Below are 21944 nucleotides of genomic sequence, written 5' to 3' on the forward strand. Positions count from 1 at the left end.
CGCGGGGAGTGAAATCACCGAGCCTTGCCCGGCGACAGACTTCGGAGGAGGAAATGCGGAAAACTCCAGGAGGTCCGCCATGACCCAGCTTGGCAAGTTTGAGAAGTACCTGATCGAGGAATTCTTTGACGACTACCGTGCCGGGGCCATGAGCCAGCGCACGTTCACGCGCCGGGTGGCGTTCATCACGGGCAGCATGGCTGCGGCAGCGGCAGCCATGACGCTGGTCGGCTGCACGCCGAGTGAAGTTCCCCGCGCCACCGACCCCATGCCGACGCCTACGCCGACCACGTCCTCACCGGGGACCGGCACTGCAACTGCCGGCGCAGTTCCGGGCGCCAAAAGTCCGCTTTCCGTTCCAGAGGGTGCGGCAGGCCTGGTGACGGCAACCGTGAAGTTTCCTGCCGGCGGAACGGACATCAGCGGCTACCTGGCCCGGCCCGAAGGGGACAAGCCTGGACCTGCCGTGTTGGTCTGCCACGAGAACCGCGGCCTTACCCCGCATATCCAGGATGTGGCCCGCCGCTTCGCCAAGGAAGGCTATGCGGCCCTCGCGTTGGATCTGCTCAGCAGGGAAGGCGGCACCGCCAGTCTCGACCGGGACGCGGTGCCGGGTGCACTGACCCAGGCCGGGGCGCAACGCCATGTCGCCGACTTCAAGGCCGCCTTCGACTACTTGAACTCGCAGGATTATGTCGATGCTGGCCGGATCGCCATGACCGGCTACTGCTTCGGCGGCGGCATCACCTGGCAGGCAGCGACGGAGCTGACCGGTCTGAAGGCCACCTCGGCGTTCTACGGACCCGCTCCCGATCTGGACAAGGTCCCGACCATCAAGCCGGCGGTCCTTGGCGTCTACGCCGAACTCGACGACAGGATCACCGGCCCAATGCCGGAACTCCGGACTGCGCTGGACGGCACCGACGTACGCCACGAACTCAAGGTCTATCCCGGCGTCGACCACGCGTTCCACAATGACACGGGCGAGCGTTACAACGAGGCGCAGGCCACCGCCGCCTGGAACGACACTCTGGCCTGGTTCCGTAAGTACGTCTAGGGTTTCCCATATCTTGCTATTCGGCGGGGCCCCATACGTGCCGGCCGTTCTTGCGAAGCCTCACGAGGAGGCCCGCTGTCGCTTGGGAAGTGCGATCCAGTCCAGGTCGTTCGCTGCGACGACGGCGGCCCCACCTGCGCGGGCCCGCGCCTGCTCGGCAAGCAGGCCGACGTCCGCGTAGCGAGAGGAAAAGTGGGTGAGGACCAGAGTGCCGACGCCGCCGCTGGCAGCCAGCGCTCCAGCCTGCCCGGCGGTCAGGTGACCGTACTGCGTGGCGAGATCGGCGTCGTCGTCGCTGAACGTGGACTCGACCACTAGCATGTCGACGCCGTCGGCGAGTTCCTCGGCACCCACACACGGCGCCGTGTCCATGACGAAGGCGAAACCTTGCCCGGCCCGCGGCACACTTACGTCTTCCAGGCGCACACCACGCAGGCTTCCCTCGCGTTGCAGCCGGCCAACGTCCGGACCGCTGATGCCGGCCGCCGTCAGGCGGTCTGGCAGCAGGGTGTAGCCGTCAGGCTCGACGAGTCGGTAGCCGTAGGTCTCGACGCGGTGCCGCAGCGGCCGCACGTCCAGCCCTGGCGCAATCTCCCCAGGGCCCGCGTGCGGGAGCATGCGCAAATCAAGGCCCGGCGAGGCGACGGATACAAGTGCTTGCACTACGTCCTCGCCCGAGGCCGGATAGTGCAGATGAACCGGGTGAGTCACGCCGTCGAGCACCATCCGCGACAGCACGCCGGGCAGTCCGAAACAGTGGTCACCGTGGACGTGGGTGAGGCAGATACGGGTGACCTGGCTGGCAGATACGCCGGCGTGGATCATCTGCCGCTGCGTCCCTTCCCCGGGGTCGAAGAGCAGGCCCTCGCCGTCCCAGCGCAGCAGGTACCCGTTGTGGTTCCGGGTCCGTGTCGGAACCTGGGAGGCGGTGCCGAGGACGACAAGTTCACGCATGAACCTGAGTCTCTCACCCGCCCGCGGCGTTCGGCCATGGCGCACGGGGAAGCTGCGCTTGCCCGGAGCCGTCTGCGAGCAGCTGAGGTCGGCGGAGACCACGCGTCTCCGGCGTCGCAGGGCCTTCTAGGACGCACCTCCCAGGTAAGCAGCCAGCTTCAGTACGCGGAGCTGCAGGCCGCACAGTTTCGCGAGTAGGGTCAACGCCCCTCTTAACCACGAGCACCGCAGGGTGGCCGCGTGATGCGGCCACCCTGCGGTGGTCATGGTTAGTGATGCGTGCGGGGCCCACCCGCGAAGGGCTCGCGCTGCTCCCGCTGGGCCAGCCGGTTCACAACCGCCCATGCGGTGAGCCGACGCGCAGTTTACTTGTAGACGCGCACCCAATCGACCTGCATCTGCGAGGGTGCGGTGTTTGAGCCGTTCGGGAACCAGTCGAGCTGCAGCGTCTGGTGCATGCTGCCCGACGGCTGGTGTGCCGGGTTCGTATCGGTGAAGGTCTTGACTCCGTCGATGTAGCCGGTGATGCCGGCCGGAGTCCATTCCACGGCGTAGTTGTGCCACTGGGTGGTATCAACGGCCTTGGCTGAGGTGGTCTGGAAGTCCCCGCCGCCGCAGGCGTAGTGCAGGAAGAACTTCATCTGCGCGGTGTCGGATGTGCCCTCGGCGTAGTCAATTTCGGCGCACTTGGAGTCATCGTTGTCCGGCCACAGAATCAGCACCGGGTGGTACTGCGGGTCCCGTGCATTGGTCTTCATGCGCGTTTCCCACTTGCCGTACTTTTGATTCGCAAACTTAGCCGACATGCCGCCGGTGGTGCCGGCCGAGTCGCCGCTGACCGTTGCGACGCCGTTGGCAACCGACCAGGCCGCGGGACTGCGGACGCCCTTGCCCGCATGGCCGGAGCCGTCGTAGACGCCCCACTTGGTGCGGTCCGGCGCGCCGGTGTTGGAGAATTCGTCGCCGGCGACGACGGGTCCCCAGCCGAGCGCGGCGGCTGCCTGCGTTCCGCTGCCAGTTACGGCGGGTGCCACGGGTGCTGCGGCGGGCGCTACCGATGCCGGGGTGGGGGCGGGCGCAGCTGCCGGAGCTGCGGCCACTGGCTCGGCGCTAGCAACTGGTGCTGCAGCCGCTGCGGCAGCTTGCTGTGCTGCGGCAGCTTGCTGTGCTGCAGCGGCTTTCTGAGCGGCGGCTGCCTTCTGCGCGGCGGCCTTCTTCTGAGCTGCGGCTTTGGCCTGGGCAGCCACGGCCTTCGCCTCAGCGGCTTTGCTGGTGGCGGTAGCTGACACGCCGACCATGGTGGACGCGGCCGTCTCCGCCGGGGCCGGGGCTGCCGCTTTTTGGGAGGTGGGAGCGATGCTGCATCCGGTCAGGGACAGAGCACCGATGCTAATGGCTATGGCTATGTTCTTCTTGATCAAAAAACCCTCCGGGCATAGGACTGCCACGCATGCGACAGCCACAACGATGGTGATGAAGAAAGCGCGAAGCGTTTCTGGGCCCCCGTCGGCGGGGCCGGAGCGTGCATGGTGCCGCTCAGCGCATCCGGGCCCAGCATTCAGGCGTCCGGGGCCCGTTCGGGCCAGCCCTTCAGGGCCAGGCGCCAACGTTACCTGATTGTGATCTTCGTCTGCAAACCACCGGGATCGTGCGGATCACCGCGACGGCAGCGGCGGCGCATCTGACCTGCGGGAACACCGATTTGAAACAATTTCGCGGGAGCCCGTCACGACCGGGCACCCCGACGCTGGCCCGTGGTCGCACGCCTGAAGCCGGAAACGTGCTGGATTCGTCCGCACCGAAGCATGCGGGCGCGCAGGTCCGTGCTCGCATACGGGATGAGTTTTGTGGGCCCACTGTGGAGACAGTGGGCACGGAGACGCTGTGTCGAACCGTGCCAGATGGGCCGGTGCCGGCAGGGGTAACCTGCCGGCACGGTCAGGCTACTCCGGGGCCTTCGCGAAGGTGGCAGCGCTCAGGAACTCGATGCCGGTGAAGGTCTCGTTCCCCTCAACCCACGCGTCGTGGCCCGGAGGGATGGTGTAGGAGTCGCCCTGGGTGATGTTGATCCGATTTCCCTCCGTCGTCTCGACGACGAGGCTGCCGGAAACACAGAAGCCCACGTGGCTGTTCTGGCATGAATCGGTCTTCACCACGGGCTTGACGGACTCGGACCACCGCCAGCCGGGCTCAAATTTGAACCGGCCGATGGTGTAGTCCCCAACCGTGACGACGTCCACTTCGGCCTTGTCCGGGCGGCGTCTTTCGTCGGGGGAGTTGTGCGACTTCACGTTCAGCTGAGTGACGACGTTCTGGGACACTTGCACTCCTTCTCTCATGGCGGGCTTGGACAGTGCTGGACGCTTTCCCACAGGAAACCGGTCAGCAGGATCGGCTGGCGCTGCCGCAGATTTCACGCCAATCCGGACTACGAATCGCGTACGGTGACAGCTTCCTCCGTTGGAGCATGCTTGTCGATAGCCATGCGCGTGCCCTCAGAGTCTGCTCCTGCCCTCTTTGTCGCAGTCTCGAAATGAGTCGACGGGCAGCCACGCGGGCCGAAAGAATGGGGAGGTGAGTGCGGCTGGAGAGTTCATCGACGACGCCCTGCAGCGCGAATCGTCGTGGTACAGGGCTGACGAGACGCGCCTCAGGCTCGGCGTCGACCTGCAGTTCTACGGTGCGTCAGTGGGAGCAATCCGCGGCACGGTGCGCGACGCCCTCCGCCGCCACGCCGGGTTGACCCACGATGACGTCACTGCGCTCAGTTCTGAGCTGTGGTCGGTGCCGGTATACGAGCGCCGCCTGGCCGCCGTCGTTCTCCTGCAGTCCAGGGTGGAAGTGCTGACCAACTCAGACCTCACGCGGATCGAAGGCTTCGTTCGGGAGGCGGGCGTGCGGGCTCTGGTTGATCCGCTCGCCGTTGATGTCGTCGGGCCGCTGATGGAGGGGCTCGACGCCCAGGGCAGGGCCCGCGCCGACGTCGTGTTGGACCGTTGGGCGGGGGAGCCCGACGTCTGGCTGCGCCGTGCGGCCCTGATGGCACCCTTGCGGGCACTCCGGGCAGGCGGCGGCGATTGGGACAGGTTCACCCGTCACGCACGGACGATTCTCGCCGAGGTGACGGACAGCGGCGATGACGGGTCGGCTGCCGGTGAGGCGATCCGCGTGGTGCTGGACGAGGTGGCGAAGAGCCGGCCGGAACTGCGCCTGCCATCCGGCGCGTAGCTTGCCCGGGTTAGTCCTACACTGAGGTGGCGACCCGCCGGAGATCATCGGCGTCTTCGAGCGCCTCTTCCGGCAGTACAGACGTCGCAGCGTCGATGTGCTGGCGCTGCGGGTGGAACTGGCTGGGGGCCAGCCCGCCGAACTCGTAGGCGCTCTCGGCGTGCTCGGACCGGTCCACGCCGGCCACCTCATCCCCGTGGCTGACGCGGAACCCGATGGTCTTGTGGATCCCGACGCCGATGATGGCGGTCATGAGGCCGGACAGTGTGAGCGTGATGAGGACGGCCACGGTCTGGGCGATGAGCTGCTGGAGTCCGCCGCCGTAGAAGAGTCCGCCGCCTTGGCCGTCGACGGGGAGGGCGATGAAGCCCAGTGCAAGCGTGCCGACCAGGCCGGATCCCAGGTGGACGCCGACAACATCCAGGGAGTCGTCGTAGCCGTACTTGAACTTCAGTTCGACGAAGAGCGCCGAAGCCACACCGGACACCAGGCCCAGGCCTACGGCGGCGAGCGGGCTGATGTTGGCGCACGACGGCGTGATGGCCACGAGGCCAGCGACAGCACCGGACGCGGCGCCCAGGGAAGTGGGGTGGCCGTGGCGGACCTTCTCGGTGAGGAGCCAGCTAAGCATTGCGGCGCACGGAGTCACCAGTGTGTTGACCCAGATCAGTCCCGCCTGCTCCGCCGTGGTGGCAGCGCCGGCATTGAAGCCGAACCAGCCGAACCAGAGGAGGCCCGCGCCGAGCATGATGAACGGGACGTTGTGCGGGCGGTGCCCCGGGTCCTTCCCGAAGCCGTGGCGCTTGCCGACGATCAGCGCAAGAACCAGCGCGGCGATGCCGGAGCTGATTTCGACGACGGCGCCGCCGGCGAAGTCGATGACCTGGCCGAAGACGGCGGTCACTGCTCCGCCCTGGCTCATGAGGCCGCCGCCCCAGATCATGAAGGCGAGGGGGCAATAGACAGAGGTGATCCAGAGCGGCACGAAGACCACCCACGCCGTGAACTTGGCGCGGTCGGCAATGGCTCCGCTGATCAGGGCCACGGTGAGAATGGCGAAGGTACCGGCAAAGCCGGCCTTGATCAGTTCGGGGGTACCCATAAGGCCGTTCAAGCCGAAGCTGGCGAAAGGGTTGCCGAACAGGCCCAGGATGCCTTCACCGGTGCTCATCGAGTAGCCCCACAGCACCCAGACGACGCCTACGATGCCCGCGGACACGAAGCTCATCATGACCATGTTGAGGGAGGCCTTGGCGCGGGTCATGCCGCCGTAGAAGAGGCCCAGTGCCGGGGTCATGAGCAGCACCAGGGCCGCCGACACCATCATCCAAACGTTCGCCGCAGTGATCTCCACGCGTGTTCCCTTCGCAACAAGTCATCCGTACAGGAGACCGCTGCCGGTCCCAAGCCCCTCATCGATATTCGTGGACGTATGTTTCAGGTGTTGGCGAGGAAAGTTTCGCAGGCGTTTCAAAAAACGCCGCTAAGTAAAGCCCGCATGACCGTTCTGTTTCCGGATTGTTAACGGGGCCTCTTGGAGCGCGCCGAAAGTGGTGCCGTGCGCCGCCACAGGTGCCAATTCAAGGGCGGTGGCAGGCACGTCACCGTGAAAGAGGTGTTTTGAGGGCGGGTTACGGGCCAGTGAACGAAACACAACCGCTGAGGGCGACATCCCGCCGTCGCACATCACGCATCTTGACCGCCGGAAGCAGCCCCGGTCACCATGGGGTATGAGTGGCGATCCTGCCGGGCCGGCTGTGAGTGACCCGCACAACCTAGAGCGTTTCCTGGCCGCCCAGAACGCCGCCGACACCTACGATGCGGCCGTTGCCGAGCTTCGGAGCGGAAGCAAGCGGAGCCACTGGATGTGGTTCGTCTTTCCCCAGATCGCCGGGCTGGGCCAGAGCGCCACCTCCAGGATGTACGCCATCGCCTCCCTCGACGAAGCCCGGGCTTATCTGCAGCATCCGGTTCTCGGCCCCCGGCTCATCGAATGCGCCGAAATTGTGGCCGGCCTCAATGCCCGCAACGCCACTCAGATCTTCGGCGGCATCGACGCGCTGAAGCTTCATTCGTCCATGACGCTCTTCCTACGTGCCGTACCGGGGCAAGCGGCCTTCCACCGGGTCCTTGATAAGTACTTCGAAGGGCAACCGGACTCGGGCACGGACCGGCTCCTGGCAGCCAGGGGACCGGGCTGGAGTCCCTGGAGCTGACCGGGACTGTTCCCGGCCGTTGCCCGGCGAGTGCGGCCGCCGATGCCGGAGGGGTGTAGCCGGGTCCGGCGCTTCTGGGGGGAGTGCGCCCGGACCCGGCAGTCCTGCAGTGAAGGTTCGCGGCTACCTGCAACTTCAGGACACCGCTACTCTCGCCTGTACGTCTTGGGAAAACCCCGGTCTTCAGACCAGAACAGGTGGTCGTGGCCGGACCCCCCAAATAGGGGGTCTGCCGGGCCCCCGCTTCGCTGAATCGCAAGGTTTTGGGCGCCTTCACCCGTCCTGCCTCCGGTCCTACACTGGGAGCACGAGCCAGCCCGCAGCCAGCGGGCCGCGCAGACGGAAGGACAGTGGCATGGGTCTGGACGACAAGATCGACAACGCAGCGGAAAAGCTTGCAGGCAAAGCCAAGGAAGGTGCCGGGAAGGCCAAGGACGACGAAGGCCTCGAAGCCGAAGGAAAAGCCGACCAGGCCAAGGCTGACCTGAAGCAGGCCGGCGAAAAGGTCAAGGACGCATTCAAGCACGACTGACCCGACAGGGAGCCCCGCCTGCCGAAGCAGGCGGGGCTCTCGGCTTTCCGGGGGGCGGCCGCGCTTACCGCCGCTTGACCTCCACGAGTTCGACGTCGCCCAGCCTGCCGTTCCCGACGACGGCGGTCATGTAGGTGCACACCGGCTGGCGCCGGCGGTCCGTGGGTGAGCCGGGGTTGAGGAGGCGCAGCCCGCGGGCCGAGGCCGTGTCCCAGGGGATGTGGGAGTGGCCGAAAACCCGGACGTCAGCGTCCGGAAACAGCGCCTCGCAGCGCTCCTCGCGGCCCTTCGCCGGGCCGGTCTCATGAATCACGCTGAAACGCACACCCTCAAGCGTCACGCTTGCCGTCTCCGGCAGGCGCTGCCTGAGGTCACCGCCGTCATTGTTGCCGTAGACCCCCACCAGTTGCCTGCTGCGCTGCTCGAACATGTCCAGCAGTTCGGCGCTTACCCAGTCGCCGGCATGGAACACCACGTCGGCGTCGTCGACGGCGGCCCACACCTGGTCAGGAAGCGCCTGCGCCCGCTGGGGTACGTGTGTGTCGGAAACAAGCAGAAGCCGGAGGCTCATCACAGCATCTTCCCATGGGGCAGACTGGGACGATGGAGAAAATTGTGCCGCCCTCGCCGGGAGATCCTCGCCGTCCGCTCGGGCCGCGTGACCCGGGCGATGCCTGGGTGGAGGGTGACCATGGACGTTTCTGGGGCCGGTTCGGCTCCGCCGGGCTCCTGGCCCACGACGCTGAGAAGGGCATCCTGCTGCAGCACCGCGCCACGTGGAGCGACCACGGCGGGACATGGGGGCTGCCCGGCGGTGCGCTGCACCAGGGAGAGGACCCCGTCACGGGTGCGTTGCGCGAGGCCTTTGAGGAGGCGGCCGTTCCGGAGCAAAACGTCAGGGTGCTCTTCACCTCGGTGTTCGACGTCGGCTACTGGTCCTATACGACCGTGGCGGTGGAAGTCGTGGAGCCATTCGAACCCGCCATCAGCGACCCCGAAAGCATCGAGCTGGATTGGATCCCGGTCCACGAGGTGGCCGGCTTCAACCTCCACCCCGCGTTCGCCGCGTCCTGGCCGGCGCTCAGCGAAAAGCTGCTGGACCACCAACGGCCCCTTCTCCATGACGGGCGCTGAGCGTCATGGCGGACACTGAGCGGTTCCGGGTGCTGCTTGAAGAGGAACGTGCCCGGAAGCTGGCCCTGCTCCCGGCCCTCCGCGCTGACATCGCTTCGGCCAACGCGGCCCGGCAGAACTCCAATGTGGACGACGAGCACGATCCCGAAGGTGCCACCATCGCCTTCGAACTCTCGCAGGCCTCGGCGCTGCTGGACCAAAGCAGGTCCGGGCTGGCCCAGGTCGAGGCCGCCCTGGAGCGGATCGCGGCCGGCACGTTCGGCATATGCGCGGTGTGCGGCCAGGAGATCGCCGAGGGGCGGCTGGAAGCCCGGCCCTGGACTCCGTTTTGCATCCTCCACGCGAGCGGCAAGGCCTGACCACGGCGGTTCTTCATCCTGTCCTGGCAGGCTGTTCCCCACAGGGGAAGACCATCGTACGCTAGGGGCTGGGAGGTGATTGCCATGCAGGCAAGCCAAGGAGACCGCATTGTCATCCACGGTAGGACGGTGGAGTCGTCGGACCGCCACGGTGAGATTCTCGAAGTCCGCGGCCCCAACGGAACCCCGCCGTACTTCGTCCGCTTTGACGACGGGCACGAAACAATTATGTATCCGGGCGGCGACTTCACCGTCGAGCACCGAGCCACGTAGCTCCTGGGATGAGCGCACCCGCGGGGCGGCCCGACCGGATCCTGATTGTTATCCTGTCCATCATTGCCGGCCTCGTGGTGCTGGCGCTGGCGGCCGTCTTTTTCCGCGGCCAGCCTGAGCCGCTGGCGGAGGATACGCCGGCGGGGGTGGTGCAGCGCTATGCGGCAGCGGTCCTCGACGGCGACGAGGCCGGCGCTACCCGCTACCTGACGGAAAGTTCAAACCGGCAGTGCGGACCGGTTGACCGCACTGCAACCGACAGCCTCAGGGTGACGCTGCTATCGACGACGGAACGCCCTGAATCCGCGGACGTTCACGTTGTGCTGTCCGTCTCGAACGGAAACGGGCCCTTCGGGAACCCTGAGTACGAGACCGAGGGCGTGTTTGACCTCGTCAAGGTCAACAGCAAGTGGCTCGTGAAGACCGCCCCGTGGCAGCTCACCGTCTGTCCGGAACCCCTGGTGAAGCCGTGAGTGCTGTCCGGCCCGCGGCAGTCCAACAAACGCACTCCGCGCTGTCCACGGTCCGGCGGCTCATTGTCTACCTTCTCCTGTTTGCCCTCGTCCTCATCGGGGCATCCGGCCTGGCCGGCCTGCTGGACCGGCTGCTGGCCGCCGGCACGGCGCTCGCAGCCAACGACGTCGGCGGCCTCGCCAGGTCCCTGGCCTTCGCGCTGGTGGGCGGGTCGCTGGCGGCCGTCCTGTGGTGGATCGTGTGGCGGCGGCTCGGCGAGGAGGCGGAGCGCGCCTCACTCGCCTGGGGGCTCTACGTTGCCGGGATCTACACGGTTGCACTGATCACCTTCTCGACCGCCCTTTTCGGCATGGTCGCGCAGCTCGTCGCGGGGGAGTCCGCGCAGTGGCGTCCGTCCCTGGCAACTGGCCTTGTGTGGGCCGGCGTCTGGGGGTGGCACCGGTGGATGTGGCTGCACCCGGGCAAAGGGCCCGAGCGCCTCAACGGCGTGCCCACCGTGGTCGGGTCGGTTTTCGGGTTCATTCTCGGCGCCGGCGGGGCGGCGACGGCCCTGGGCGGTCTTCTCGATGCAGCCGTGCAGGTGTTTGCGGTGACGCAGTCCCTGGGCAGGCCATGGTGGGTTTCCGTTGTCCAGTCGCTTGTCTGGGCGGCAGGCGGAGGCCTTGTCTGGTGGTGGCACTGGATCCGCGGCGGGGGCCGGCTCCTGTTGTCGGGGCTGGCCAACGTGGCTGTCGCCGTTTTCGGCGTGCTCGGCGGCTGCATTCTCGCGCTTTCGGGTGCGGTCACGGCCCTGTTCGTGCTGCTCCGGCTGGTGTTCGACAGGACCGATCCCATAAGCCGGCTCCTGGATCCGCTCGGGCCCGCAGTGGCGGCCGCGGCCATGGGATCACTCCTCTGGACGTACCACGCAGCGCTCGCGGACGGACGGTCAGGACAGATGCGGCAGGCAGTCCGGCTGCTGGCCTCGGGAGCCGCCCTGGTTGCCGCTGCCTCCGGGATAGGCGTGATCGTCAACGCCACGCTGGGGCTGGCCGAGACCACGCTCGCCGGGACGGACACCAGGACCCTGCTGCTGGGCGGCATCAGTGCCCTGACGATTGGCGGTCCGGCCTGGTGGAAGGTCTGGAGTCCTACAGGCCATCCGGACGGAGCCGGGCCGGATGGTGGAGCTCCGCCGTCCGGGAAGGCAGCGGGCGGGCGGCGCATCTACCTGGTTGCGGTCTTCGGGCTCAGCGCCGTGGTGGCACTCGTGACGCTCCTGGTCATCGGCTACCAGGCCTTCGAATATCTGCTTGATGGCGCAAACCGGGGGAGCCTCGCCGGGCGGGTGCGGGCACCGCTCGGCCTGCTGGTGGCCACCGGCCTCGTGGCCGGCTATCACTACGGCGCGTGGAAGCGGGAACGCTCAGCCCTGCCGCCGGGACCGCCGCCCCAGCGGCGCACCATCGGGCACGTCATCCTGGTGACAGGCTCCGACCCCGCGCCCTTGTCCCGCGTCATCAGCGAGGCGAGCGGGGCCAGAATCACCGTATGGAAAAGGGCCGACGGCGGTCCGGCTGGCTCGGGCGGACCCGACCAGCCGGACCCCGGGCAACTGGCAAGGGCGCTGGAAGGTGTCAGCGGCGAGCGCGTGCTTGTGGTCATCGGACCGGATGCCCGGATCGACGTCGTTCCCTTGGCGGGCGGCGAGTAGCAGGGGAGTCATTCGAGTCCCATCGTCTTCTTGTAGCTGCGTACGGCGCTATGGATGGTCGGAAAGAAGTGGTCCGGTCCGAACCTGCTGCTGACCCCGAACTTGATCATGCGGTCCTTGATGGGCCCCTTCATCTCAGCGAACACCAGGCTGGTTCCGAGTCGGGCCAGTTCATCGTCCAGCCGGACGAGCTCGTCCAGTGCGGTGGTGTCGAGATCAGTGATCGGCTCCGCTGCGACGATCACCCAGCGCACCGGACCCGGCGCATTGTTTACGAGGCTCCGGATGTGCTCGGCGAAAACTTCCCCGTTCGCAAAGAAGAGCGGAGCATCAAAGCGCGCCACCACCAGAGCGGGCACACGCTTGCCCTCCGGATGCCTGGTCAGATCGTGAAAGCCGGGAACGCCGTCGAGGCCGCCCAGCTCGGTGCGGTAGGGATCCCACGCACGGCGGACAAACGCGATCAAGGACAGGGCAATGGCCAGGATAATGCCTTCAAGGACGCCGATGAAGGCTACGCCCAAGAACGCCGCGAGCAGCAGCAGCGTTTCAAGCCGGCTCATCCTGACCAGCCGCAGAACCGTTCGGACATCCACGAGTGATGAGGCCGCCACGATCACGACGGCAGCGAGCGTGGCTGTCGGCAGGAAGGCAGTCACGTTCGGTGCGGCCACCATGAAGAGCGTTACCAGTCCGGCTGCGACGATGCCGCTGAACGGGGTGCGCGCTCCGGCGTCGATGGCTATGGGCGTCCGAGACGAACTCCCGCAGACGGGAAACCCGCCCAACATCCCGCTGGCTGCGTTGGCGATGCCCAATGCGCCCATTTCCTGGTTGCCGCCGCTGCGGCCGCCGCTGTGCCCGGCCAAGCTCTTGGATAGCGCGGAGGTATCAACGAACGCAATCAGCGCAATTCCCGCCGCCGGTCCGATCAGGCCCACCACCTCATCCGCGCTGACGCCGCCCAAAGCAGGTGCCGGAAGCCCCGGCGGCAGGGCACCGACCATGGCCAGGCCGGGTCCCGCCTCAAAGGCTGCGGCGACGGCGGTGGACGCCGCCACTGCCAGCAGAACCTCCGGTACGTTCCACGGGAGGAAGCGGCCGGCAATGATGATGGCCAGCGTTCCCGCACCGAACAGCACGGCGATGGGGTTGACGGATCCCTGAAGGACGGCATCCACGGTGGCTGCCGCCCTGTCCGGGAGCGGTCCTCCCGGAACCGTGATCCCGAGCAGCCGTGGAACCTGGCCCACGATGACGGCCAGGGCGATGCCGTTGAGGTAGCCGACCCGTATGGGCTTCGAGAGCAGCCCGGTCACGAACCCGAGCCGGAAAATCCGGCCGGCGATGAGGAACACGCCGATCAGGATGGCGAGTACACCTGCCAGTGCGACGGCATGCGCGGGTTCATGGCCCGCCAGCGGCAGGACAGCCGCTGCGATCATGGGAGCGAGCGATGAATCCGGGCCGATGATGAGCACCCGTGAGGGGCCGAAAAGGGCATAGAAGAGCATGGGAACTATCGAGGCATATAGGCCGTTGACGGCCGGCAGGCCAGCCGCCTCGGCGTACGCCATCCCTGCAGGGATCAGCGCCGCGCTTAGTGCCGCTCCGGCGGCAAGATCGGACTTCAGCCAGGACCACTTATAGCTCCGGGCAAGGTGGACCCCCGGTACGGCATTCTTGATCCAGTCGCGGCTCAGGCGCAAGGGCCCCCCTCGGAGAAGCCGTCACATCATGAAACGGGTTGCGCCTTGATCGGTGAACGGTCCTGGCCGTACTCGGCCGTAATCAGAATCGGAAGGTGGTCCGATTTGCCCCGCGGCAGCGTCTCGACGCTCTCGATGTCCAGACCCAGGGACGTGGCGAAGTCAAAGTGGCCCTTGAAGACCTTGTACCGCGTATACGTCCTGCGGTCACTCAGGGACAGCGCGTAGCCGGAGTCCTTCATGTGCGCGTGGAGGTTCTTGGTGAAGAACGGGTAGTTGAAGTCTCCGACCATCAGGGTCATGAGGCCCTCGCCCATGCTCAGCAGTTCCGCGTGGGCCGCATGGATCTGCTTGCGGCGCAGCGAATTCGACGCGGTGAGCGGGGCCGCGTGGAACGAGCCGATGACCAGTTCATGATCCGTTGCGTTGTCCACCATGCGCGTCCCGATCAGGCGCTCGTGGGCAGGTGCCATCACGCGGTCGTGCATGGACTTGTGCAGGGCGAACGTCTTGGTTTCCAGCGCCGTGAACCGGTCGGTGCGGTAATAGATTGCCAGGCCCAGCCGGTTGCCCTTGGTGGAGTCGGCCAGATGGAGCGGGCCGAGCGTGTCCGGCAGCTCCGCGGCATCGCATTCCTGCAGGCACAGGACGTCTATCCCGAAGTTGCGGGTCAGACTGACCAGTTCGCCGCTCGCCTTGTGCTTGCGGAGGTTGTAGCTAATTACTCTCATCAGTGGAACACCTCTTCCGAGGGCTGCTAGAAGGACCAGTCTCCGAGTCTACCCAGAACATCATATGGAGATCGGGAAACTTAAGCGCGCGTCCGGCGCCGCCAAAACAGCGTGCGACGCCGGACGGGCACCTCGCCCGCTGCCTGCCTTATGCGGGACCTGTTACCTTCCGCCAGGGCCGTGGGCCTGCGTGTATTCGCCGGCAGTGACGGTGCCGAGTTTCGCCGCGCCGTCAAGGGAACCCTCGCCCAGACCGGACTCAACCTGGGCTGTGCCCCCGGTGTACACCGTGTATTCCTTGCCGGCCTCGATGGCTGCGGAGGAGAAGACCAGCGATGCCGCCGACTTGGCCGTGACGAACGTGGCCACGAGCTTTCCGTCGGCGTCCGCCAGCTGCACGGTGGTGCCGGCCGGCTGGGTCGAGCCGAAAGTGACCTGCACGCCGGACTGGGTGGACGAGGATCCGGGGGTCACGGCCATGCCGGAACTTCCGGCCGCCGCCAGGGTTCCGCCGCTGACTGCCAGCTCACCGTTGACGTCCAGGGCGCCGTTGCCGTCGTTCTCGGGTCCGTTGACCAACACCGTGCCGCCGGAAATCGTGGCGTTGCCGTTCGAATCCAGGCCGTCCCCCTGGGAGTTGATGGTCAGCGAGCCGCCGGAAACGTCCACGGTGTAGTCGCCGACCGACTCGCCGCCGCCGGGTCCGCCGCCCATCCCGCCGGCCTGCGCTCCGCCCTGGGCACCAGACTGGGCGCTGGACTGGGCGCTGGAGGAGCTCCCGCCCGAGGCATTGACCCCGTCGTCGTTCGCCGTGACGGCCACCGTCCCGCCGCTGACGGCGATGTGCTGCGCCTCGAGGCCCTCCTCGGACTCGGCCACCGTCACGGTGCCGTTCGTGATGGCCAGCTGGTTCTGCGCCTTGATGCCGTCATCGCCCGCGGTGACCGTGATCTTGCCGCCGTTGACCAGCAGCCAGCCGCGGCCGTCGTCGGTGTCGTTGTCCGACTTGAAGCCGTCTCCGCCGGCGGTCACCTGGTAGGCGCCATCCAGCAGCACGGCGTAGTCCTTTCCCTTGATGCCGTCGTCGGCGGCCTGGACGGTGACATTGCCGGCGGCCAGCACCAGGCCGTCCTTGGACACGATGCCGTCGTTGTACTGGCCGTTGACTGCCAGCGAACCCGTTCCTGCCAGGGTGAGGTCGGCCATGGAGTACAGGGCGGCGTTGGGCGCGTCGGTGCCCTGGTCCGTGTACGTTGCCGCGTCCTTGAGCGAGTTGGTGCTGCCGTCCTCCAGGAACAGGATGGCCTCGTTGGCGCTCCGGACGACGAACGGCGAACCAGTGGAACTTTCGACTGTCACGCCGTCGAGGATTACGCGGACAACATCCTCCTCACCGGCGGCGATGACCACTTTGCCGTCGGTGAGCGCGCCGGAGAGCCGATAGGTGCCGGCCGCCGTGATGGTGACGGTGTCGCCGTCGACCGTCACCGCGCCGGAAGCCGAGTCCGCAACGCTGCTGGCGCCGTCCTTGAGCGTGACTGCCACCTCAGTGGCGGCGTCCCAGGTGAGGTCGTCGGCGTCGTAGTGGGTGTCCTCGGAGATGGACGCGGCAGTCACCATCTGCGTGGTTGCCGAGGTGCCGGCCTGGCCGGTGGAGCCTGCGGTTCCGCTGGTGGCCGCTGTCCCGGAGGCGGAGCACCCGGCGAGGGTGAGGGCCAGGGCGAAAGCGGCCACGGAGAAGGTCTTGTTGAATTTGCGCATGGGCGTTTCCTTAAAATCTGATGTGATGCGGGGAGGGGTTTTGGGGGCACTTCGAACAGGCGGGCGCCGGTCAGGCCACGGGAGTCAGCAGCATGGTGCGCCGGAGGGTCCGGCTCCAGCGGTTGGCCGGCAGCTGCGGGTTCAGGGCGGCCATTCCGGTGGCAAATTTGGAAATCCTGCAAGGCCGGATGCCGTGCTGCCACAGGTGCCGGTCCAGCGGCCCGGCGCCTGAACCGGACTTCGTCTCGAGCACCACGCTGCCGTCAAGGACCTGCGGGCTGCCTCCCTGGCCCTGCCAGGTGACGTCTGCATCTATGGTTGCCCTGCTGCCTGATTCGGGGAGGAAGAGCGTGATCCGCCGGTACCGGGTCTCAAGCACCGGGCTGAGCGGGCCGGCCGGAACGTCGCCGATGGCGGCCGCGAGGGTCTCGTTGACGTAGTCCAGGCCCTCCGCCGTCATGCGGGCCCGGTCCTGCAGGTCATACGGGATGCGTTCCTTGACCGTGGCTTCCCTGGCGCCCTCGGTCTTGACTTCCAGGAAGCTGAGCCTGCTGTCCACATAGGTCCTCGTGCGGATCTTGTAACGGCGACGGCGACGGCGGCCGCGGGCCGCCAGCATGTAGCTGTCGAGCTGCGGGGTGCCGAAGTAGACGGAGTCGTAGGCGAAGGACCGGATGCCATCCATCTCCAGGACGCGGACCTGGCCGGTGAAGGACGCCAGGGCCTGCCTGGCAGACTCGACGGGGACCACGTATTTCCGGTCCACGCGGGTCTGGAGCGCAGCCTCGGAGTTGAGCTCTTCGAGGCCGACCGGCGGCAGCTGGGAAAGGCCGCTGAACTGGATGCCGCCGCTCATGCCACACCTGCCGGCGCCAGCGTTGCCTGCACTGCGGTTGCCTGCACGGGATGCGCTTCGTGGGGCTGAAGGCTTTCGTGGAGTCCCGGGGTGCGGGGAATGTATGCGTAGCGGACGTTGACGATGGTCTTGTCGTTGACCAAGTCCAGTTCCTGGACAGTGACCGTGTGGACTTTCGCGCCCAGGACTTCCTCGAGGCGGGCCGTCAGCTCGTCCTCGCGGGCGATGGCCCGGTCCAGCACTACTGTTTGGTGGCGGTATGAGGGCAGGACCCGCTTGTGGTCACCGAGGTACATCGCGGCCAGGACAAGTCCCATGAGGGAGAGCGTGAGCCACATCGGTTCGACGCCGATGCCGGCAATCAGGCCCAGGGCCAGTGCCGAGAAGTAGTAGGCAACTTCGTGCTGGGCGAGTTCCGTGGAACGGAGCCGGATGATGGAGAGCACCCCGAAGAGGCCCAGCCCCAGGCCCACGCCGGCTGCCGAGCCGGAGAGCGCGGTGGCCACGGCCAGGACGCCGATGTTCATGCCCAGGTATGACACCGCAAGGTCGCGGCGCCGGTGACGCCGGACGTACAGGGCGAAGGTGAGGAGGCAGATGGCGGCGACATCTGCGGCCATCAGGATGAAGTGGTTCATGGGGTTTTCCGGAATCTCGTGGTGGATTACTTCTTACGATTCACGGTCAAGCTGTGCTGGGGCTGTGCCGGAACAAGGGCTGGTTTATGACCTTCACACGCGGCCGGGTGCGCTGCCGCGTGAGGCGTTTTGGGCCCCCCGGCAGCGAAGAGGAAGCGCTGCTGGACGGAGTAGCTGACCCCGAGCAGGGCAAGCTCGGTGAGTAGTTTGGCCGGCAGATCGGGGATGCCGGCACCGGCCAGCGCGGTCAGCAGGGCGTAGTTCGCCGCCAGCAACGACACCGCCAGCGCAACGTAGCGGGCGGCCGTGGCGGTTGCCGGCTTGTCGCGGCCGTGTTCAAACACGAGCCTGCGGTTGATGAGGTAGTTGCCCGTGGCGCTGATGGCGCGGGCGCCGACGATGGCGGCGAGCACCGAGTCTGTCAGTGCGCTGAGGACCAGGAAGGCGGCAGTGTCGATGAGGAACCCGGCAAAGGAGGACAGGAAGAACTTCAGCAGCGGGGCATAGATGCGCACCGAGTCGGCGAGCGGCCGGAAATGGGACCCGGAGTTGTGTTCCAGGTAGATCGTGGCTATGTCCACGCTGTCGATTCCGTAGCCGGCTGCCTTGGCTTCGAGGAGGACGTTCAGCTCGTACTCGTAGCGCTCGCCGTAGACGGAGCGGAGCCACGGAAGCATGATGGCCGGGTAGCCGCGCAGGCCGGTCTGGGTGTCCTGCACGCGCTCGCCGGTGGCCAGCCGGAACAGCCAGCGGGTGGCGGCGTTGCCGAAGCGGCTGCGGGCGGGCACGTCGCCGGCGAAACTGCGGGAGCCCAGCACCATGGCCGTGGCGGTGCCGCCCGCTCGCTCGGCCACCCGCAGGATGTCCACCACGCTGTGCTGGCCGTCGCTGTCGGCGCAGACGACGTCCTGGCGGGAAGGTGTTCCTCGATGAAACCGAAGCCGGCCTTGAGGGCGTGGCCCTTGCCGCGGTTGACGGGATAGTTGATGACGCGGCAACCGAGCCGCGCGGCGCCGTCGAAAATATGCCGATACGCCGGGCCGCTGCCGTCGTCCACCACCACAAGGGTGAGCCCTGGATCAGCGGCGTGGATCGTGCCGATCAGCTCCACGAGGTGGGCGTCCGGTTCGTAGGCGGGAATCAGGATGATCATGCCCGGACCTCACTTGCCGATGTAGAGGATGTCGGAGGTGCCGCGTTCTTTGTTGGCGCCGAGGGGGTTGTTGACCAGCGCGCCGTCGAAGTACATGGTGGAGGATCCGCCGCCGTCCAGGTTGTACGCGGTGGTGGCGCCCAGGTCCTTCATGATCTGCGCCATTCCGGTCATGGTGACGCCTGCGCTGTAGCCGGGGCTGCGGCCGTCCACCACCACGAATACGAGGTGGTTTGTCCCGATGACGCCCACCGCGGTGCGCGGCTGCTCGCCCTGGATGGAGTGGTTCCCGAAGTTGGTGTCCACCTCGACGTCCTCGATGCCGTCGACGATGTTGCCGTCCTGCAGGACCGCGGGGCCGAAGGAGAGAGTGTTCCACACGCCGTCGGCTACCAGTTGCTCGGCGTTGGTAGCGGTTTCGTCGTAGACCTTGACGGTGCCGTCACGGTAGAAAGCCAGCCCCTGGCGGGCTCCTTCGTCCCGGTAGACCATTCCGTTGCGGATGACGATTCCCGTGTCCCGGAACCCGTAATAGTCGCCGTTGATGGCGAAGATGGCGTTGTGGTCGGCGGCGATCGCCGCCGTGGTTTCGGTGATGTTTTCACCGAAACTGTCGTTCGCGAAAGCGGACTTGAGCGTGGTCGCGTCGTCCAGGACGACGTCGGCAACGTAGTACGTGACGGTGCTGTCACCGCTGCCGGTGACCACGGTGGAGATGTTGATGCTGGAGCCGTCTGCGGTGTAGGACGTGTCCGTCACGGTGGCCGCGGACGAGCCCACAGTGTTGGTTTCCGAGGTCACGCCTGGCTGGCTTCGTATGCGGATACGTCAGAGATTTCCACGTGCTGGATCACAAACCGGTCCAGCGCCCAGGCCTCGCGCCTCCGGCGGAAAGTGTGAGCGCGAGGCCTGCCGCGAGGATAGCCCGACGCGTCGGCTTGGATTTGCTGGGTGGGTTCTTTTGGGAGGTCATGCATCATTTCTAGGTTCCGGACTTATACCGGCCGTGAGCCCCTCATTTGAGGGAGCTGTGAAAGCGGGTGAACGGGCGGCCGGTCTCCGCGGCGTGCGGCCGGTCACTGCGGGCCTGCGCCGGAGGCGATAGTGTGATTCCGGGTTAGTACCAAGCTTCGAAAGGGTCAACGTTGACTGCTGCACTGCCGGAACTCGCCGACGGCGACTTCTACTACCAGGACCTGGGAGGCGGACGCTTCCGCTCCACCATCCACGCCCAGGGGGCCTGGAACGAGCACGAACAACACATGGCTCCGGCCTCCGGACTGCTGGCGGACCGGCTGGACCGGCACGAGCCCCGCAGCGACGTGCGCATGGCGAGGCTGAGCTACGAGATCCTGGGACTGATTCCCGGCGGCGAATTCGAAGTGGTCACCAAGACGCTCCGGCCCGGCCGGACCATAGAACTCGTGCAGGCAGAACTGCTGGCTGCAGGACGGGTGGCCATCAGGGCAACGGCCTGGCGGATGATCACCAGCGACACATCCGCCGTCGCCGCGATCGAAGACGCCGTCATTCCGTCACCGGACGAATGCAAGCCCTACGACGGCTCAAGCGTCTGGCCGGGAGGGTACATCCGCTCGCTCGAAATGCGGGTGGCAGAGGGGCACCGGCCCGGTGCGGGCAAGGTGTGGCTGCGTACCGACCATCCGCTGACTGATGCTGCCGACAGCACCGACCTGGCCCGGCTGATGGGGCTCGTGGACACTGCCAACGGTATCGCCGCGCGGGTTCCACCCGGCAAGGACAGCTACGCCTTCCCCAACCTGGACCTGCAGATCCACATGTACCGCAGGCCCGAGGGTGAATGGCTCGGCCTGGACAACGCCGTGTCCTTCGGCGCTGACGGGATCGGGCTCACGTCAACGGTGCTGCACGACCTCACGGGGCCGTTCGGCCGGGCGGAGCAGATCCTCACGCTGCGGAAATCCTGACCTGCGCTGATTTCCTGGCCTGCGCCCGCTGCGGCTAGTGGAAGACGAGCCAGCCGGCCAGCGTGGCGAGCGCCGTCAGCAGCGCGCCCCAGGCCATGTCAACGAGGATCAGCTGCAGTGGCCAGGCCTTGAGCGTAGCGGCGTTGGTCAGGTCATAGGTCGCGTAGGCGAACGCGCCCAGCGCTGCTCCGTACCCGACGGCGGTCAGCCAGCTGCCTCCGTCGAGCGCCGGCCGCAAGGCAAAAAAGACAATTCCCGCAATGTAAATCACGTAGAAAGCCACGGCGTAACCTAGATGGGGCCGGTCCGCCAGCAAGTCACCGATGTGGCTGCGGTAGAACGGGTTCATGAGCTTGAGCCATACGGCGTCGATGGCGGCGAAGGCAGCGGCAACGACCAGGAATTGCAATATGACCATAAGGGAGCTTAGCAATATGCAGCAGACCGGGGCTGACTCGCGGACACTGACCGTCGTCCGCCAGGAGAAGTCGCTGGGGGCTGTCAGGGACCTTGACTTCGGGATCGAGCTGCTGGGCCAGGCCAAGACCGGCCGGATCGGGCCGACCCTGCGGCTGTACCGGCCGGCGCCGACGGTGGCCTTCGGGCAGCGCGACACGCATCTGACCGGGTTCGGCGCCGCTGCGCAGGCCTGCCGCGAACTGGGCTTTGAGCCGCTGATCCGGAAGGCCGGAGGGCGCGCGGCGGCCTATCACGAAGGCACGCTGATCATCGACCACGTGGAGCCGCACGCCGACGCCATCTCGGGATCCAAGGGCCGGTTCGCATTCTTCGGCGAGATGCTGGCGCAGGCGCTGCGGAGTGCCGGCGTGCAGGCCGCTGTCGGGGAAATCCCGGGCGAGTACTGCCCAGGTGAGTACAGCGTCCACGGCACGGACCCGCAGTTCCCGGCGCACCAGGTCAAGCTGGTAGGAACGGCCCAGCGTGTGGTGTCCGGCGGCTGGCTGTTCAGCTCCGTGGTGGTGGTCGAAAACTCGGCGCCAATCCGCGGCGTCCTCACGGCGAGCTACGCGGCCCTCGGCCTGGACTGGGATCCGGCGACGGCAGGCGCGGTCAACGACCTCGTGCCGCACCTGGACGTCGATGCCATCGAAGGCGCCGTGGTCAGTGCCTACGCGGACTACGCAACCCTGGCCCATGCGGAGTTCAGCAGCCTGCACCCGTAGGCCGGCAGCCCCCAGGCCTGACGGTCTATTCGCTGGAGGGGCT

At 66.8% G+C, this 21944-nt stretch carries 23 protein-coding genes and 2 pseudogenes; 11 read left to right on the plus strand and 14 right to left on the minus strand.

The features are described 5' to 3' along the window. Nucleotides 1–79: 79 nt before the first annotated feature. A complete protein-coding gene (locus J7I89_RS17695) occupies nt 80–1057 on the plus strand; it encodes a dienelactone hydrolase family protein (protein ID WP_214973050.1) in 978 nt (325 codons plus the stop codon). A gap of 60 nt (nt 1058–1117) precedes the next feature. On the opposite strand, the gene J7I89_RS17700 is transcribed toward J7I89_RS17695, so the two are convergent. From J7I89_RS17700 to J7I89_RS17710, 3 genes are all read right to left on the minus strand, one after another. Beyond that, the gene (locus J7I89_RS17700) at nt 1118–2011 is read right to left on the minus strand and encodes a ribonuclease Z (protein ID WP_214973056.1); all 894 of its coding nucleotides are present in this window, start codon (nt 2009–2011) and stop codon (nt 1118–1120) included. 365 nt (nt 2012–2376) lie between these two features. Further along, entirely contained in the window at nt 2377–3432 is a 1056-nt protein-coding gene (locus J7I89_RS17705; protein WP_251045505.1) for a glycoside hydrolase family 16 protein, read from the minus strand. 522 nt (nt 3433–3954) lie between these two features. Continuing rightward, nucleotides 3955–4332 carry a cupin domain-containing protein gene (locus J7I89_RS17710; protein WP_214973057.1) on the minus strand — a complete coding sequence of 126 codons (378 nt, stop codon included), beginning with the start codon at nt 4330–4332 and terminating at the stop codon, nt 3955–3957. A 253-nt stretch (nt 4333–4585) separates the two neighbouring features. Here J7I89_RS17710 and J7I89_RS17715 point away from each other — a divergent pair, with 253 nt between their 5' ends. Further along, nucleotides 4586–5239 carry a DNA alkylation repair protein gene (locus tag J7I89_RS17715; RefSeq protein ID WP_214973058.1) on the plus strand — a complete coding sequence of 218 codons (654 nt, stop codon included), beginning with the start codon at nt 4586–4588 and terminating at the stop codon, nt 5237–5239. Between the two features lie 16 nt (nt 5240–5255). Here J7I89_RS17715 and J7I89_RS17720 read toward each other — a convergent pair whose 3' ends face one another. After that, complete coding sequence (locus J7I89_RS17720; protein ID WP_308159954.1) at nt 5256–6593, minus strand: ammonium transporter; 1338 nt, start codon at nt 6591–6593, stop codon at nt 5256–5258. Between the two features lie 376 nt (nt 6594–6969). On the opposite strand from J7I89_RS17720, the gene J7I89_RS17725 reads away from it, so the two are divergent. After that, on the plus strand, nt 6970–7455 hold the full coding sequence (locus tag J7I89_RS17725) for a DUF1810 domain-containing protein (protein ID WP_251045508.1): 486 nt from the start codon (nt 6970–6972) through the stop codon (nt 7453–7455). 355 nt (nt 7456–7810) lie between these two features. Then, nucleotides 7811–7987 (plus strand): CsbD family protein, encoded by a 177-nt coding sequence (locus J7I89_RS17730; RefSeq protein WP_214973059.1) that lies wholly within the window; start codon nt 7811–7813, stop codon nt 7985–7987. A 64-nt stretch (nt 7988–8051) separates the two neighbouring features. Here J7I89_RS17730 and J7I89_RS17735 read toward each other — a convergent pair whose 3' ends face one another. Then, nucleotides 8052–8558: a metallophosphoesterase gene (locus J7I89_RS17735; protein WP_214973061.1), complete on the minus strand. Its 507-nt coding sequence runs from the start codon at nt 8556–8558 to the stop codon at nt 8052–8054. A 32-nt stretch (nt 8559–8590) separates the two neighbouring features. Between J7I89_RS17735 and J7I89_RS17740 the strand changes: the two genes are divergently transcribed. From J7I89_RS17740 to J7I89_RS17760, 5 genes are all read left to right on the plus strand, one after another. Then, nucleotides 8591–9121, plus strand: a complete 531-nt coding sequence (locus J7I89_RS17740) for an NUDIX domain-containing protein (RefSeq protein WP_251045509.1) — start codon at nt 8591–8593, stop codon at nt 9119–9121. 5 nt (nt 9122–9126) lie between these two features. Further along, nucleotides 9127–9480 carry a TraR/DksA C4-type zinc finger protein gene (locus J7I89_RS17745; protein ID WP_214973065.1) on the plus strand — a complete coding sequence of 118 codons (354 nt, stop codon included), beginning with the start codon at nt 9127–9129 and terminating at the stop codon, nt 9478–9480. Between the two features lie 84 nt (nt 9481–9564). Then, a complete protein-coding gene (locus J7I89_RS17750) occupies nt 9565–9753 on the plus strand; it encodes a DUF1918 domain-containing protein (protein WP_214973067.1) in 189 nt (62 codons plus the stop codon). 8 nt (nt 9754–9761) lie between these two features. Continuing rightward, nucleotides 9762–10226, plus strand: coding sequence for a hypothetical protein (locus J7I89_RS17755; protein WP_214973070.1), 465 nt, complete (start codon nt 9762–9764; stop codon nt 10224–10226). Then, entirely contained in the window at nt 10223–11920 is a 1698-nt protein-coding gene (locus J7I89_RS17760) for a DUF5671 domain-containing protein (protein WP_214973072.1), read from the plus strand. The genes J7I89_RS17755 and J7I89_RS17760 overlap by 4 nt, the downstream gene beginning before the upstream one ends. A gap of 8 nt (nt 11921–11928) precedes the next feature. On the opposite strand, the gene J7I89_RS17765 is transcribed toward J7I89_RS17760, so the two are convergent. From J7I89_RS17765 to J7I89_RS17795, 8 genes and pseudogenes are all read right to left on the minus strand, one after another. Next, a complete protein-coding gene (locus tag J7I89_RS17765) occupies nt 11929–13629 on the minus strand; it encodes a SulP family inorganic anion transporter (protein ID WP_251045510.1) in 1701 nt (566 codons plus the stop codon). 26 nt (nt 13630–13655) lie between these two features. Beyond that, on the minus strand, nt 13656–14360 hold the full coding sequence (locus J7I89_RS17770) for an endonuclease/exonuclease/phosphatase family protein (RefSeq protein ID WP_214973074.1): 705 nt from the start codon (nt 14358–14360) through the stop codon (nt 13656–13658). Between the two features lie 162 nt (nt 14361–14522). Then, a complete protein-coding gene (locus tag J7I89_RS17775) occupies nt 14523–16121 on the minus strand; it encodes a carbohydrate-binding domain-containing protein (protein WP_214973076.1) in 1599 nt (532 codons plus the stop codon). 70 nt (nt 16122–16191) lie between these two features. Next, the gene (locus J7I89_RS17780) at nt 16192–16977 is read right to left on the minus strand and encodes a polyphosphate polymerase domain-containing protein (protein WP_214973078.1); all 786 of its coding nucleotides are present in this window, start codon (nt 16975–16977) and stop codon (nt 16192–16194) included. Continuing rightward, nucleotides 16974–17615, minus strand: coding sequence for a DUF4956 domain-containing protein (locus J7I89_RS17785; protein ID WP_214973080.1), 642 nt, complete (start codon nt 17613–17615; stop codon nt 16974–16976). The genes J7I89_RS17780 and J7I89_RS17785 overlap by 4 nt, the downstream gene beginning before the upstream one ends. A 26-nt stretch (nt 17616–17641) precedes the next feature. Further along, nucleotides 17642–18484, minus strand: a complete 843-nt coding sequence (locus J7I89_RS17790) for a GtrA family protein (RefSeq protein WP_308159955.1) — start codon at nt 18482–18484, stop codon at nt 17642–17644. Nucleotides 18485–18612: 128 nt separating this feature from the next. Further along, nucleotides 18613–18768, minus strand: a pseudogene (locus J7I89_RS25360) (glycosyltransferase family 2 protein); the annotation flags it as partial. Nucleotides 18769–18777: 9 nt separating this feature from the next. Then, nucleotides 18778–19741: pseudogene (locus tag J7I89_RS17795) on the minus strand (phosphodiester glycosidase family protein). A 172-nt stretch (nt 19742–19913) separates the two neighbouring features. On the opposite strand from J7I89_RS17795, the gene J7I89_RS17800 reads away from it, so the two are divergent. Next, the gene (locus J7I89_RS17800) at nt 19914–20717 is read left to right on the plus strand and encodes a thioesterase family protein (protein ID WP_214973082.1); all 804 of its coding nucleotides are present in this window, start codon (nt 19914–19916) and stop codon (nt 20715–20717) included. 34 nt (nt 20718–20751) lie between these two features. Here the strand turns inward: J7I89_RS17800 and J7I89_RS17805 are convergent, their stop codons facing one another. After that, nucleotides 20752–21135, minus strand: coding sequence for a DUF2177 family protein (locus J7I89_RS17805; RefSeq protein ID WP_214973083.1), 384 nt, complete (start codon nt 21133–21135; stop codon nt 20752–20754). On the opposite strand from J7I89_RS17805, the gene J7I89_RS17810 reads away from it, so the two are divergent. Then, nucleotides 21128–21901 carry a lipoate--protein ligase family protein gene (locus J7I89_RS17810; protein WP_251045511.1) on the plus strand — a complete coding sequence of 258 codons (774 nt, stop codon included), beginning with the start codon at nt 21128–21130 and terminating at the stop codon, nt 21899–21901. The genes J7I89_RS17805 and J7I89_RS17810 overlap by 8 nt on opposite strands. The last annotated feature ends 43 nt before the right edge of the window (nt 21902–21944 follow it).

Origin of the sequence: Arthrobacter sp. ISL-5 (assembly GCF_018613835.1) — a bacterium.
Classification (GTDB): domain Bacteria; phylum Actinomycetota; class Actinomycetes; order Actinomycetales; family Micrococcaceae; genus Arthrobacter.